Annotated in this window: 11 protein-coding genes; 1 reads left to right on the forward strand and 10 read right to left on the reverse strand. The window is 68.2% G+C overall.

From position 1 onward, the window contains the following. The first annotated feature begins 168 nt into the window (after positions 1–168). Entirely contained in the window at positions 169–792 is a 624-nt protein-coding gene (gene bluB, locus KNW02_RS07205; RefSeq protein ID WP_216032590.1) for a 5,6-dimethylbenzimidazole synthase, read from the forward strand. A 4-nt stretch (positions 793–796) separates the two neighbouring features. Here bluB and nadC read toward each other — a convergent pair whose 3' ends face one another. The 10 genes from nadC to KNW02_RS07255 all read right to left on the reverse strand — a co-directional run bounded on the left by nadC (position 797) and on the right by KNW02_RS07255 (position 14,767). After that, positions 797–1,648 (reverse strand): carboxylating nicotinate-nucleotide diphosphorylase, encoded by an 852-nt coding sequence (gene nadC / locus KNW02_RS07210; RefSeq protein ID WP_216032591.1) that lies wholly within the window; start codon positions 1,646–1,648, stop codon positions 797–799. After that, positions 1,645–3,204, reverse strand: a complete 1,560-nt coding sequence (locus KNW02_RS07215; RefSeq protein ID WP_216032592.1) for an L-aspartate oxidase — start codon at positions 3,202–3,204, stop codon at positions 1,645–1,647. Before KNW02_RS07215 ends, nadC begins: the two co-directional genes overlap by 4 nt. Positions 3,205–3,217: 13 nt before the next feature. Beyond that, positions 3,218–4,270 (reverse strand): quinolinate synthase NadA, encoded by a 1,053-nt coding sequence (nadA, locus tag KNW02_RS07220; RefSeq protein WP_216032593.1) that lies wholly within the window; start codon positions 4,268–4,270, stop codon positions 3,218–3,220. Positions 4,271–4,420: 150 nt separating this feature from the next. Continuing rightward, entirely contained in the window at positions 4,421–5,545 is a 1,125-nt protein-coding gene (opgC, locus tag KNW02_RS07225; RefSeq protein WP_216032594.1) for an OpgC domain-containing protein, read from the reverse strand. 30 nt (positions 5,546–5,575) lie between these two features. Next, the gene (mdoH, locus tag KNW02_RS07230; protein ID WP_216032595.1) at positions 5,576–7,666 is read right to left on the reverse strand and encodes a glucans biosynthesis glucosyltransferase MdoH; all 2,091 of its coding nucleotides are present in this window, start codon (positions 7,664–7,666) and stop codon (positions 5,576–5,578) included. Continuing rightward, complete coding sequence (locus KNW02_RS07235) at positions 7,663–9,231, reverse strand: OpgD/OpgG family glucan biosynthesis protein (RefSeq protein WP_216032596.1); 1,569 nt, start codon at positions 9,229–9,231, stop codon at positions 7,663–7,665. The genes mdoH and KNW02_RS07235 overlap by 4 nt, the downstream gene beginning before the upstream one ends. A gap of 144 nt (positions 9,232–9,375) precedes the next feature. Then, on the reverse strand, positions 9,376–11,622 hold the full coding sequence (gene ptsP, locus KNW02_RS07240; protein ID WP_216032597.1) for a phosphoenolpyruvate--protein phosphotransferase: 2,247 nt from the start codon (positions 11,620–11,622) through the stop codon (positions 9,376–9,378). A 71-nt stretch (positions 11,623–11,693) separates the two neighbouring features. Continuing rightward, a complete protein-coding gene (locus KNW02_RS07245) occupies positions 11,694–12,950 on the reverse strand; it encodes an aspartate kinase (RefSeq protein ID WP_216032598.1) in 1,257 nt (418 codons plus the stop codon). 159 nt (positions 12,951–13,109) lie between these two features. Beyond that, on the reverse strand, positions 13,110–13,538 hold the full coding sequence (locus KNW02_RS07250; RefSeq protein WP_216032599.1) for a DUF1178 family protein: 429 nt from the start codon (positions 13,536–13,538) through the stop codon (positions 13,110–13,112). Then, a complete protein-coding gene (locus KNW02_RS07255; protein ID WP_216032600.1) occupies positions 13,535–14,767 on the reverse strand; it encodes a 3-deoxy-D-manno-octulosonic acid transferase in 1,233 nt (410 codons plus the stop codon). Before KNW02_RS07255 ends, KNW02_RS07250 begins: the two co-directional genes overlap by 4 nt. Positions 14,768–14,867: the final 100 nt, after the last annotated feature.

Here is a 14,867-nt window from a genome sequence, read left to right on the forward strand (position 1 = left end):
ACCGGCTTTCACCCTCGCATGATAGCAATCTCAGCCCTTCGGTGCCATCGCGCTGCTGTCGCCAGCATTTGCCTGAACCGCCGGGAAATGCGAGGGTTAGCGATACCTGCCTCTGTCTTGTGCCGCTGGCGCGATTCTGGAAGCGGGATGACCTGACGGAGAGCGGGCGTGCAGTTTGACGAAAGCGAGATCGAGCGGCTGCTGACGCTGATGCGCTGGCGGCGCGACGTGCGGCATTTCCGCACCGACCCGGTGCCCGAGACGGCCATCGCGCGGCTGCGCGAGGCGATGACGCTGGCGCCCTCGGTCGGCAATGCGCGGCCCTGGCGGGTGATCCGGGTCGAGGATCCGGCGATCCGCGCCGCCGTGCGTGAAGATTTCGCCCGCTGCAATGCCGAGGCTGCCCGGCGTTATCAGGGCGGTCAGCGCGATGCCTATGCGGCGCTGAAACTGGCCGGGCTTGAGGCGGCGCCGGTGCAGCTGGCGGTGTTCTGCGAGGGTGAGCCCGTGCAGGGCCACGGGCTTGGCCGGCAGACCATGCCCGAGACGCTGGCGCAATCGGCGGCGATGGCGGTCTTTGCCATGTGGCTGGCGGCGCGGGCGCAGAATCTGGGGTTGGGCATGGTCTCGATCCTCGATCCGGCGCGGATCGAGGCGCTGCTGGAGGTGCCGCCCGACTGGCGCTTTGTCGCCTGGCTGTGCATCGGCTGGCCGGAATTTCAGGACGACACGCCGCTGCTGCATCGCAGCGGCTGGCAGGAAAACGACGAAAGCGGCTGGCAGACGCGCTGAAGCGTCAGAAATCCAGCCCCAGATCCAGCGTCCGCGCCGAATGGGTCAGCGCCCCGGACGAGATGTAATCGACCCCGGTCGCCGCGACCTCGGCGATCCGGTCGAGCCGCATGTTGCCCGAGGCTTCCAGCACCACCCGGCCCCTTGCCATGCCGACCGCCTCGCGCAGCGTGGGCGTGTCCATATTGTCCAGTAGCACCACATCGGCGCCGCCTTCCGCCAGCACTTCGGCCAGCTGGTCCAGGCGATCGACCTCGATCTCGACCCGCATCATGTGCGAGGCGCGCGCCTTCACCGCCTGCAGCACCGGGCGGATGCCCCCGGCGGCGGCGATGTGGTTGTCCTTGATGAGAATCGCATCCGACAGCGAAAAGCGATGGGCGAAGCCGCCGCCATGCAGCACCGCCTGTTTCTCGACCAGCCGCAGGCCGGGCGTGGTCTTGCGGGTGCAGGTGATGCGCGTCGCGGTGCCCGCGGTCTCGGCCACGAAGGCGGCGGCCAGGGTGGCGATCCCGCACAGGCGGCCGGCGAAGTTCAGCGCCACCCGCTCGGCCGAAAGGATCGAGGCGGCCTCGCCCGCGATCTCGGCCAGCACATCGCCCGGCTCGAAGCCTGCGCCGTCATCGCGCAGGATGCGCATCTCAAGCGCCGGATCGATCAGGCGGAAGGCGATCCGGGCCAGCTGCATCCCCGAGGCGATGCCGGCCTCGCGCGCGCGGATGCGGGCGGCATAGCGGGTGCCGGCGGGAATCACCGTGCGGGTGGTGATGTCGCCATTGGTTCCCAGATCCTCGATCAGCGCGGCGCGGACCAGCGGTTCAAGGATCATCTCGGGCAGTGGGGGCAGGGCGGTCATGTCACCTCCGGGTGCAGCGCGTCGCGGATCGCCCGCGCCTCGTCCAGCGTCATGCGGCTGCGGCGGGCCGTCGGGGCCGGATCGGGGAAATCCGACCGGAAATGGGCGCCACGGCTTTCCTCGCGGGTCAGCGCGGCGGCGCAGATCAGGGTGGCGGTGGCACTCATGTTCAGCAGCGTCTCGCAATCGGGCTGGGCGGCCTCGACGGTGGCGATTTCGGCCAGCGCGCGGCGCAGCCCGCCGGCGTCGCGAACCACGCCCGCGCCATCGGTCATGGCCCGGCGCAGACGCGCCACCAGCGCCGGGTCGGGCAGGGGCGCGGGCGGCAGGTCCGGCAGGGTCAGCGGCGGCGCGTCGGCCAAGGGACCAAGCGCCGCCCCAATGCCGAGGGCGCAGATGCGGGCGAAGACCAGCGCCTCCAGCAACCCGTTCGAGGCCAGCCGGTTGGCGCCATGCAGCCCGGTCGATGAGGCCTCGCCCGCGACCCACAGCCCGGCAAGGCTGGCGCGGCCCCGGGCATCCACGGCGACGCCGCCCATATGGTAATGCGCGGCAGCCGCGACCGGGATCGGCTGACTGGCCGGATCGATGCCGGCGCGCGCGCAGGCGGCGGCAACGGCGGGAAATTCGCTCAGGATGCGCGGCCCGAGGCAGGCGCGCGTGTCCAGGACCGGCCGCAGCCCGGCCTGGCTCTGCGCATAGACCGCGCGGGCGACGACATCGCGCGGGGCCAGTTCGGCATCGGGATGGATCGCCAGCATGAACCGCTCGTCCCGGCGGTTCACGAGATGCGCGCCCTCGCCGCGCAGGGCTTCCGTGGCCAGCGGCGCCGGATCCTCGCCGCAATCGATGGCGGTGGGGTGGAACTGCACGAATTCGGCATCGGCAATCACCGCGCCCGCGCGCGCCGCCATGCCGATCACCTGCCCGCGGATACGCGGCGGATTGGTGGTCACGGCGTAAAGCCCGCCCGAGCCGCCACCGGCCAGCAGCACCGCGGGCGCGGTGATCGTCACCGGCTGCGATCCCTCGGCGCGGGCGATGCGGATGCCGGTTACCCGGCCCGCCCCGGTCACGAGGCCGGTCGCGATCCTCCCCTCCAGCACCTGCACCGACGGGGTGTCGCGGACGGCGGCGATCAGGGCGCGCATGATCTCGGCCCCGGCCTGATCGCCCTTGACGCGCACCACGCGGGCAATGCTGTGCGCCGCCTCGCGCGACATCACATAGCCACCCTCGGGGGTGCGGTCGAAGGGGGTGCCGAGCGTGGTCAGATCGAGGATATGGGCGCGGGCCTCATCGGTGACCAGCTGCGCGATGCCGGCATCGACCGTGCCGGCACCGGCGCGCACCGTGTCATCGGCATGGGCATCGGCGCTGTCCCGCGGGTCCATGGCCGCCGCCACCCCGCCCTGCGCCCAGGCCGAGCTTGCGCCCTGACCCAGCGGCTCGGGCGAGATCATCAGCACCGGGCGCGGGGCCAGTTTCAGCGCGGCATAAAGCGCGGCCAGACCCGCGCCGACGATGACGACGCGATCGGTTGCGATTTCGGTCATGCGGGATCCGGCCTCAGGCCGCCAGTCGGCGCGACAGGTCGATCATCCGCTGCACCGCGACGCGCGCGCGCGCGGCGATCTCGGGATCGACCTCGACCACGCCACTCATCGTGTGCAGCGACCACAGCACCTTTTCCAGCGTGATCTTCTTCATGTAGGGGCACATGTTGCACGGCCCCAGAAATTCGACCTCGGGATGCGCATCCGAGATGTTCGCGGCCATCGAGCATTCGGTGACCAGCATGGCCTGCGCCGGGCGCTCGCGCCCAACCCAGTCGAGGATGCCGGCGGTCGAGCCGGCGAAATCCGCCTCGGCCACGACATCGGGCGGGCATTCGGGATGGGCGATGATCTTCAGATCGGGATGCCAGCCGCGGAAATCGCGCAGGTCCTGGGCGGTGAACTTCTCATGCACGATGCAGCGCCCGTCCCACCAGACGATGCGCTTGTGCGGCACCTGCTTTGCCACGTTCTGCGCCAGATACTTGTCGGGCGTCATGATGACCGTGTCGCCCTCCATCGCGGCGACGATCTGGGCCGCGTTGGCCGAGGTGCAGCAGATATCGGATGCGGCCTTCACCTCGGCGGTGGTGTTGACATAGCTGACCACCGGCGCGCCGGGATATCGCGCCCGCATCTCGGCAATGCCCTCGGCGGTGATGCTTTCGGCCAGCGAGCAGCCGGCCTCCATGTCGGGCATCAGCACGGTCTTCGCGGGATTCAGGATCTTCGAGGTCTCGGCCATGAAATGCACGCCGCATTGCACGATCACATCGGCCTTGACCTTGGTGGCCTCGATGGCCAGCGCTAGACTGTCGCCGACCACGTCCGAGATGCCGTGATAGATCTGCGGCGTCATGTAGTTATGCGCCAGGACCGCGGCATTGCGTTCCTTCTTCAGCCGGTTGATGGCGGCGACATAGGGGGCGGCCACGGCCCAGTCGGGAAACGGCACCACGCGGTCCATGCGGGCATGGATGTCGGACATGCTTTCGGCAAGCTCGATCGAGGGTGCCAGATCGTAATGGGCTTCCAGCTCCGAACGGATGGCCGTCAGGTCAAGCAATATGGTCTCCTCCCTACGCGTGCCGGGCGGCACGATACCCGATGCTATCTGGGTCGCGCAGGCTTAGCGTGAAAGCCGCGACGGGGCTAGTTAACGGAAACTTGACCTTGGGGCAATCGCTGTCGGGGGCCATTGGCAAGTTTCCAGCGCCTAGCCGGCGGGTGGCGCCTTGCGGGCCTTCTGGCGCGGGGCGCCATAGGCCAGCCAGATGGCCGACAGCCACCACAGCGTCAGGATCGCCCACAGATCGACGGCCAGCCGGCGCAGCACGCCCTGATCCGCGGGGTTCATCTGGAAGGCATCGCCGATCACCGACAGCAGCACGCAGGCGATGAAGGACCACAGCCCGCCGCGCCCGATCTGTTGCATCCCGACGCCCAGCCGCGAGGCGGCCAGCCGTTCCATGATGCCGGCCAGCGGCACCGCAACCAGCCAGCTTGCGGCCATGATCGCCAGATAGCGGGTGCCGTCGAGGTGCCATTTGTCGATGCTGCCATAGATCAGCTTCAGCGCGTTGCGCAGCGGCAGGGCCGGCTCGCCGAATTTCGAGGCGATGACGATGGTGGCGCCGAACAGGAAGACGACGGTCGAGGCGATGGTGATCAGCCGGGCGTGGCGCATCAGCACCGGCATGAACTGCTGCCGGAACAGGCCCATGGCGACGCCGGAGAAGAACAGCATCTGCCAGCCGAAGGGGTTGAACAGCAGCCCGCCCGCATTGTGATTCGGGATCAGCGGGTTCAGCACCGGCGCAAACCACCACAGCGCCAGCGATCCGAGCGCGAAGCTGAAGGGAAAGCGCAGCAGCAGCGGCACCAGCAGCGGCGCCGAGGCCAGCAGGATCACATAGACCGCCAGCACGTCCAGGAGGTTCGGCTGCAGCCACATCAGCGCCAGCGTGCCCAGATAGCCCCAGGGGTTGTCGATCACCCATTCGGCATACTGGTTCCAGATGGCGGTATGCTGCAGCCCCAGGGCCAGCAGCCCCGCCGACAGCAGCGCCATGACGATGCCGCCCAGTACCAGCGCCCGCCAGACCTCGAAGGCGCGCCGGGCGAAACGCCATTGCGCGGCCCGCCGCCCCTCCTTGCGTTCGACGCCCAGCCAGACGAGGCCGACCAGAAAACCCGACAGCAGCACGAACAGTTCGGCCGCATCGAAGATCGAGAAATTCGCCAGCGTGAAGTTGCGCAGGGGCGAGATCGGCATGTGGTCCAGCATGATGCAGATCAGCGCATAGCCGCGCAGCATGTCGAGGGCGATCAGACGTTTCATGAGATCCGTTAACCTGTCGGCGCTGGCGGCTCAACCGGGAAGCCGGCTCCAGCGTTCCAGAAGGGTGGCGTCCGAGACCAGCGCCTGGGTCTCGTCGCGGGTCAGGAAGTGCAGCGCCTCGGCGCGGCTGGTGGCATGGGCGATCTTGGCCTCGGCGGTGATTCGCGGCATCCGCTGCGGGGTCGGCAGATCGCCCGGCGGCTCGAGCAGGGCGATATGGCGCGCGCGCGCCGCGGCATCGCGGCCCAGATGCAGGATCGCCTCGGCCCCGCGCATCGGGCGGGGCAGCGCGCGGCTGGCGGCGCTGGCCTCGGACAGGATCGGCGGCGTGGCGCGTTCCTCGGGCGTGACCAGCAGCCCGCGCATCCGTGCCCAGCGGCCGAATACCGGGCTGGCGGAATAGCGCGAGGTCAGGGGCGACAGGATCAGCCCGGCCAGAATCGGCGACAGCCAGATCAGTTGCGGCGGCGAAAACTGCGCCAGCACGACCAGCGTGCCGAGGCCCAGCGTCACATGCGGCCAGTGCCGCGCGATCACCACCCCCCAGCCGGGCATCGAGCCGGCCCGCACCTGCGCCTTCCAGCCACTGTCGCGGCCGCGCAGGATCTCGTAGATCTGCCGGGTCTGGATCAGCATCTGCACCGGCGCGATCAGGGCCGACAGCACGATCTCGAACAGGGCGCTGGTGAAGATGCGCACCGGCCCGCCGGAATTGCGCGCCAGCGGCCGCAGCCAGGCGCGGACGGTGGCGATCAGCTTGGGCAGCAGCAGCAGAGCCATGGCGGCGATGAACAGCCACAGCATGCGGCGGGCGTCGAAGACCGGCCAGTCGGGGAACAACTGGTAGGAATTCGGGAAATATTCTGGCGTCGACAGGAGCACGGTGGCCGACAGGACCAGACCGACAAGGATCAGCATCAGCCAGATCGGACTCATCAGAAAGCCGAGGATGCCGATGGCGAAATGCACCCGGGTGATGGCCCGGGCGCCGCGCATGCCGAACAGCCGCCCGTGCTGCAGGTTGCCCTGCGCCCAGCGGCGTTCGCGCGCCGCCATGTCCAGCAGCGTCGGCGGGCAGCCCTCATAGCTGCCGCGCAGGTCGTGATCCAGCCGCACCTTCCAGCCGCGCCGGCCAAGCGCGGCCGCCTCGACGAAATCATGGCTGAGGATGGTGCCGCCGAAGGGCGGACGCCCGGGCAGGCGCGGCAGGCCGCAGGCCTCGGCGAAGGCCGGGATACGCAGGATCGCGTTGTGGCCCCAGTAATTTCCGGTATCGCCCGACCAGGCGGCGACGCCGCGGGCGATCATCGGGCCATAGACCCGGCCCGCGAACTGGGTCAGCCGGGCAAAGATCGTCTCGCCGCCGACCAGCACCGGCATGGTCTGGATCAGCGCCAGATCGGGATCGGCATTCATCCGCGCCGACAGTTCGCGGATCGTTGCCCCGCTCATCACGCTATCGGCGTCCAGCACCACCATCTGGTCATAGCGCCCGCCCCAGCGGCGGATGAATTCGGCCAGATTGCCGGACTTCCGATCCTCGTTGCTGCGTCGCCGCCGATACCAGATCGGCAGGGGCGAGGTCTCGCGGGCGGCGGCGACAGTCAGCGTCTCGTTCACTGCCGTGGCCGGATCCGTGGTGTCGGACAGCACGAAGATCTCGGCCCGCTGGCCCAGCCCCTCGCGCAGAAGATCATGGGCCAGCGCGGTCAGCAGGCCGATGCTTTTCGAGGCGTTCTCGTGATAGATCGGCATGACCACGGCAAGGCGCGCCTCGTTCGGCCCTGCGGGCGTCTTCGGTTGCGGTGCCAGCAGCCCGGCCAGCAGCGAACAGAAGGAAAAGCCCACCCAGGCGAAGGTCGGCACGAACAGCACCAGAAGGGCGAACTGCATCGGCGTCGGGCGATCGCCGAAGGCCGCCAGCATCTGCGTATAGCCGATCACGGCCAGCGCGGCGGTGCCGCCGAAGGCAATCAGCCGGGCCAGCCAGACCCGCCATCGCTGATGGTGATGCGGCTGGCGGCGCTGCGGGCGCAGGTAAAAATCCTGCACCGGCATCTTCAGCGGCGCCTCGGGCGGAACCGCCGCAAGGCCGGGGACCGGGTGCGGGCTGTCGGTCATGCGGTCCAGCGGGTCAGCCAGGTTTCGCTGAGCGCAAGACCGTTGCCGTCGGTCAGCCGCGCCTGCAGGTCGGCCAGCGTCGCGTCGCCCGGCTCGAATTCGAAGGCGAGGCGCAGCACGTTCTGGTCGGGCAGGGGCTTCAGATAGGCATGGACGATCCGGCCGGCCGAGGTCGTGACGGTGGATGCGGGCAATTCCGCGGAAAACAGCGACAGGTCGAAATCGACGATGAAGCTGCGGGTGGTGGCGACGTTGATCGACCGGCCCGAACGCACCTGCCGCACCTTCGCCAATGGCACGTCGGTGGGCGGCAGCTGCGCGAAGCTGAGCCGATAGCGGAACTCGTGCCGCTGACCCTTGGCCATCGGGGCCGTGGGCAGCCAGTAGCTGACGATATTGTCGTTGAACTCGTTCTCGACCGGGATCTCGATCAGCCGTACCTCGCCTTCGCCCCAGTCGCCCTCGGGCTCGATCCAGGCCGAGGGGCGCAGATCGTACTGCGCCTCGGCGTCCTGATAATCGGTGAAGCTGCGGTTGCGCTGGATCAGGCCGAAGCCCCGCGGGTCATTGTCCACGAATGAGGAAATCTGCAGGTTCCGGTGCGAGGCGAGGCTGCGCCACAGCGCCTGGCCGGCACCGGTATGCATCTGCAGCCCGTCGCTGTCATGGACAGCGGGGCGGTAGTCGTCGACATTGCGCCGGCTGCCCGGGCCGAACCAGAACATCGAGGTCAGCGGCGCGATGCCCGTATATTGCAACTCGACGCGCGGGAAGATGGCGACGCGGCTGCGGATCATGGTCACCGCGCCGGGACGGACATCGAACTGGAAGGCGGCGGTGGTGGACTTGCTGTCGAGGATCGCATGAATGCGGATCGCCTCGGCCCCCTCCTTCGGGACATGGACCCAGAAATCGGTGAACAGCGGGAATTCCTCGCCGTCGGGACTGCCGGTCTTGATCGCAAGCCCGCGCGCCGAAAGGCCATAGAGCGTGCCGCGGGCCACCGCGCGGAAATAGCTGGCGCCCTGGAAGACCAGAAATTCGTCCATCACGCCCGGCCGGTTCAGCTGGGTGCGCAGCCGAAAGCCCGACCAGCCCATCTCACCCTTTGTTTCCAGATCGGCGCCATTCGGGAATTGCGAGGGGTCGAATTCCAGCAGTGCCGGATCGAATTCCAGCTTTTCGGGCCGGCCGTCGCGCACGATACTGATCTGGACCGGCTCATAGAAAATGGCGCCGGGCGGCAGCAGGTCCATGCTGAAGCGATCATTCTCGCTCAGCGGATCGCGGTCGCGTCGAAAGCGGATCCCGCGATACTGGTCATAGTTCAGATCGGCGAAGCTGCCGACCTGATCGGCCACCGGCTGCTTGTAGACCTGATCCGCCCGCTCGGCCGCAAGTGCCGCGACCTCTTCGAAACCGAAAGCGGCCCGGATCGGGGATGACAGATTTTCCGGCTCGGTTTCCAGTTGCTCCGGCGTGGTCTGAGCCTGAACCGGAATTGCGGCGAACGAGCCGCCGGCGGCCAAGGCAGTGGCGGCATTGAGGAAATGACGACGCTTCATATCAGGAGAGTGCTGCCCAAAAACTTGTTTACTATAGAGGTTCTGCCGCGATGCAGCAAGAAGCTTGGGCGGCGCGGACAGGTGGATGGCGGTCGATATTGCCGCGCCATTCCGCATCCTTCGGCGCTTTTGCGCCGATGCCGACTATTGCCGGGCCAGCCATTCGGTGACCGGGCGGCGCAGGTTGGTCAGCCCGCTGGCCTGCGCCTCGTCGATGACCTTGCGCAGATCGGCGATCGAGACCCGGCGGATCAGATGCTTGACCGGGCCGATCGAGGCCGGGCGCATCGACAGCCGCCGGATGCCGAGGGCGGCGAAGGTCAACGCCTCGATCGGCCGGCCGGCATCCTCGCCGCAGAAGGACAGCGGCACCCGCGCGTCCTCGCAGCGGCCGACGATCTGGCGCAGCAGCGACAGGAACGAGGTGTTCATGGTGTCATAGCGGCGGCGCACACGCTCGTTCTCGCGGTCGGCGGCAAAGAAGAACTGCTTCAGGTCATTGCCGCCGATCGAGATGAAGTCGCACATCTCGAAGAACTTCTTCGGCGCGAAGGCCAGCGACGGGGTCTCCAGCATCGCGCCCACCCGGATATCGCTGGGCATCTCGTGGCCCAGCCGCTGTTCGCGCGACAGTTCCTGCATCAGGATGCGATATGCGGCCTCGTATTCGCCCATATCCGCGATGAAGGGGAACATGACGTGAAGCGGCCGGCCGACCGAGGCGCGGATCAGCGCCTGCAACTGCATGCGCAGCACGCCGCGCTTGTCCAGCCCGACGCGGATCGCCCGCCAGCCCATCGCCGGGTTCGGCTCGTCCTGCGGCTTCATGTAGGGCAGCACCTTGTCCGAGCCGATATCCAGCGTGCGGAACATCACCGGCTTGCCCTTGGCCTGATCCATGACATGGCGATAGAGATCGGCCAGTTCGCCGCGGCGCGGGACATGGCGGCGGATCAGGAATTGCAGCTCGGTGCGGAACAGGCCGACGCCCTCGGCGCCCGATCCCTCAAGCGATGGCAGATCGGCCATCAGCCCGGCATTCATGTAAAGCTGGATCGTGGTGCCGCAGGTGCCGGTGGCGGGCAGGTTGCGCAGGCTGGCATAGCGGTTCTGCGCCTCGGCCTGCATCGCCATCTTGTCGCGGAACGCCGCGGCCACGGTTTCTTCCGGGCGCAGATGCACGATGCCCTGATCGCCATCGACCAGGATCGGGTCGCCGTTCAGCGCCTCGGCGGTGATACGCTCGGCATGGATGACCAGCGGTATCGCCAGCGCGCGGGCAACGATGGCGGCGTGGCTGCCGACCGAGCCTTCCTCCAGCACCACGCCCTTCAGCCGCCGGCCATATTCCAGCAGTTCGGCCGGGCCGATATTGCGGGCCACAAGGATCGGGTTGTCGGGCATCTCGGCTCCGGTGTTGCTGCCCTGTCCGGTCAGGATCCGCAACAGCCGGTTCGACAGGTCGTTCAGGTCGTGCAGCCGGTCGCGAAGGTAGGGATCGGCGGCCATTTCCAGCCGGGCACGGGCGGTGGACTGTTCCTTCTCAACCGCGGCCTCGGCCGAGAGGCCAAGCCGGATATCCTCGGACATGCGGCTCAGCCAGCCGCGCGAATGCGCGAACATCCGATAGGTTTCCAGCACCGCCGCATGTTCGCCGTCGCCATCCATGTCGACAGCGGCCATCATCGTGTCGACCGTCTGGCGCAGCCGCGCGACGCCCTCCTCAAGCCGGCCGAGTTCGGTGTCCGGGTCGTCGCCGACCGGATTGGCCACCACCACCCGCGCCTCGTGCAGCCAGACCCGCCCCTCGGCCGATCCTTCCTGCCCGGTCGCGCCGCGGATCATCAGCGGGAAATGGTGAACCAGCGGCAGGCTGTCGGTCTGGCTGCCCTGGAAGGCGCCCAGTTCGGTCATCTCGGCCAGCACCATGGCGACGACCTCGAGCCCGTAAAGCTCGTCCTCGCTGAACTGCCGCGCATCGCGGGACTGCACGACCAGCACCCCCAGGCGTTCGCCGACGCGCTGGATCGGGACGCCGAGAAAGCTGGGAAACACCTCTTCGCCGGTTTCGGGCATGAAGCGGAAGCCCGGCTCGGCCGGGGCGTTCGCGGTGTTCACATGCCGGCCCGAGCGGGCCACCCGGCCGACCAGACCCTCGCCCAGCCGCAGCCGGGTCTGGTGGACCGATTCGGCCCGCAACCCCTCGGTCGCGCAGAGTTCCAGCGTTTCGGGATCGCGGAACAGGTAGATCGAACAGACCTCGGTTCCCATCGAATCGGCGATGTGATGGGTGATCTGATCAAGCCGGTCCTGACCGCCGCCGGGGGCCGCCAATATTCCCTTCAGCCGCTGCAGCAGCTTGCGCGAGTCACTGTCCTTGCGGTCTTGCATCGCGTGCCTGCCTCTGCTGTCGCGATGGCCCCGCGGGCCTTGCTGTGCCGGGTTCTTCGCCGGGCCCGCTTTCAGGCCTCGTCGAGGTCAAAGGCATCATGCAGCGCCTGCACCGCCAGTTCCATATACTTCCGGTCGATCAGCACCGAGATCTTGATCTCGCTGGTGGCGATGACCTTGATGTTGATGTTTTCATCAGCCAGCGCCTTGAACATCCGCGCCGCGACGCCGGTATGGCTGCGCATGCCGATCCCGACCACGCTGACCTTGGCGACTTCGGTATCCACGATCAACTCGTCATAGGCGATGCGGCCGGCGGCCTTGGATTCTTCCATGGCCTTCTTGGCGCGCTCGACCTGGTTGATCGGCACCGAGAAGGTCATGTCGGTGACCGAGCCGAGGTGATCCTCGTAGTCCTTTTCCGAGATATTCTGGACGATCATGTCCACGTTCACGCCGGCATCCGCCAGGGGGGCGAAGATCGAGGCCGAGATGCCGGGCCGGTCCTCGACCGTGACCAGGGTGATCTTGGCCTCTTCGCGTGAATAGGCGACGCCGTTGACGACTTTCGATTCCATGATTTCTCCCTCATCGCAGACCAGCGTGCCCGAGTTCTCGTCGGTGTCCTCGAACGAGGACAGAACGCGCAGCCGCACCTTGTTGCGCATCGCCAACTCGACCGAGCGGGTCTGCAGAACCTTCGCGCCGAGGCTGGCCAGTTCCAGCATTTCCTCGAAGGCGATCTTGTGCAGCTTGCGCGCCTTCGAGGTGATCCGTGGATCGGTGGTATAGATGCCGTCCACGTCGGTATAGATGTCGCAGCGCTCGGCCTCGAAGGCGGCGGCGAAGGCGACGGCTGTGGTGTCCGAGCCGCCGCGTCCCAGCGTGGTGATGCGCCCGTCCGGTCCGATCCCCTGAAAGCCCGCGACCACCGCGACCTTGAAGCCCTCGGCGAATTTCTGGTCGAGGTTGGCCCGCGGAATGTCGGTGAAGCGGGCGGCGGAATGGGCGTCGGTGGTATGGATCGGCACCTGCCAGCCCTGCCAGCTGCGCGCCGGCACGCCCAGCTCCTGCAGCGTCAGCGCCATCAGCCCGGCGGTCACGTTCTCGCCCGAGCTGACCACCGCGTCATATTCGCGCGCGTCGAACAGCGGCGAGGTCTGCTCGACCCAGCCGACCAGTTCGTTGGTCTTGCCCGACATGGCGCTGACGATGACGATGACGTCATAGCCGCGCTCGACCTCGCGCTGCACCTTCGTCGCGGCATTCTTGATCCGATCAAGATCGGCCACGGATGTACCGCCGAATTTCATCACCAGAAGCGGCATGGCGGGCCTCCAGACTTGGATTTGTGTCGGCGCGGCTTTTATGGGGGGCGGGGCGAAAGGGCAAGGGGCTTTGCCCGTGCCAGCCCCCTGAAATGGCGGGTCTGGTCACCCCATCAGCGGTGAGGGCGAGGATCGCTTTCGCGGGCAGCGGGGCAGGGGTCAGTTGGCCTTCTGGCGCGGGACGAAGGGCAGCGGGGCGACCGGCACCCCGTCCTCGACCAGCTTTCTGGCGTCATCGGCGCGGGCCTCGCCATGGATCGCGCGATGCGGGCTGCGGCCCTCGTGAATCGCGCGGGCCTCGTCGGCGAAACGCAGGCCGACATAGTCCGAATTCGTCTCGATATGGTGGCGCAATTCGGCCAGCGCGGCCTCGGCCGGTGATTGCGGTTCGGACAGGCGGGGCGCATCGGCGGCTGCCGGCGTCTCTTTCGGGACTGCCGGTGCCATCAGCGCCTTCTCGACGCTGGTCGAGCCGCATTGCGCACAGGCGATCTGCCCTGCGGCCCGCATCGTCTCGAACCCTTCGGACGAGCGGAACCAGCCGTCGAAATCGTGCCGATGTTCGCAGCGCAAATTATAGCGGATCATGACGAATCCCTTGTCATCATCCCGTCTATATCGGGTTCGGAGGGCGCAATCGCAAGGCTGCGGAGATGCGCCACCAGTGCGGCCGGATCGCCCGCCCGCTGCTCCAGCAGATGCCTCGCCGCCGAACCCATGCGCCGGGCCGCGGCGGGAGCGCCGGTCAGGTTGGCGATCTCGGTGGCAAGCGATTCGGCCGTGACTTCGCGCGCTGCGTCGGCGGCACCCAGGGCCGCGTAGGCATCGGTGAAATTGCCGACATGCGGCCCGTGCAGGATCGCGCAGCGATGGGCGGCGGGCTCCCATGGCGTGTGGCCGCCCCGGTCGGTCAGCGAGCCGCCGACCAGGCAGAGGCCGGCTTGCCGGTACCAGATCTCCATCTCGCCCAGGGTATCGGCCAGCAGCAGCGGGCCGCCGGCTGCGCCTTCGGAGCGCCGTGCCGCCGTCAGGCCCTGCGCGGCGATCAGCGCGGCCACCTCGTCACCGCGCCGGGGGTGCCGGATCGCCAGAATCAGCCGCAGGTCGGCATGGATCCGCCGGGCGGCAAGCCAGGCCTCGAGGATCATCGCCTCCTCGCCCTCATGCGTCGAGGCGGCCAGCAATGTCAGGTCGCGGGCGGCGCTGTCGGGCGATGGCCGGACTTGCGCCGGGGTCAGCAGCTTGAGGTCCAGCCGTGGCAGGATCGCCGCCTCGGGCAGGCCCAACTGGCGAAGCCGCGCCTCGCTGTAGGGGTCCTGCGCGGACAGTGCGGAGATGCGCCGCAGCATCGGCCCGATCACGCCGGGCAGCCGCGCCCAGAGCGAGGCCGAGCGTTGCGACATCCGGGCCCCGATCATCGCCTGACGGATGCCGCGTTCGGCCAGCAGGCGCGAGCGCAGCGGCCAGAACTCGTTTTCCATCGTCAGTTGCAGGCGCGGTTGCACGGCATCCAGAAACCGCCGCAGCGCGCCCGGCATGTCCAGCGGCGCAAGCCGCGCGGGCAGGCCCCAGCCAAGCGCCATGTCGCGCCCGGTTTCACTGTTCGCGGTGACCATGACGCTTTGATCGGCGGCCAATGCCTCGATCACCGGGCGGGCCGAGGTCAGTTCCCCGACCGAGGCGCCATGCACCCACAGATCGGCCCGCGCCGGGGCAGGGCCGCTGACCAGCCGTTCGCGCAGGCTCTCCGAGCCACCCAGCCGCGCCCGGACCCGCAGCGCGGCTTCGGCCAGGCCGGTGGTCGCGGCGTAGATCATCGGGCTACTCCTGAAGCGAGGCGGGGCCATGCGGGACGGCGCCCAACCGTCCTAGGGGGCGCAGCCGCGCCTGTAAACGTGCTTTCCGTCTGGAATATCC

The organism is Paracoccus marinaquae (assembly GCF_018860165.1).
Taxonomy (GTDB): domain Bacteria; phylum Pseudomonadota; class Alphaproteobacteria; order Rhodobacterales; family Rhodobacteraceae; genus Paracoccus; species Paracoccus marinaquae.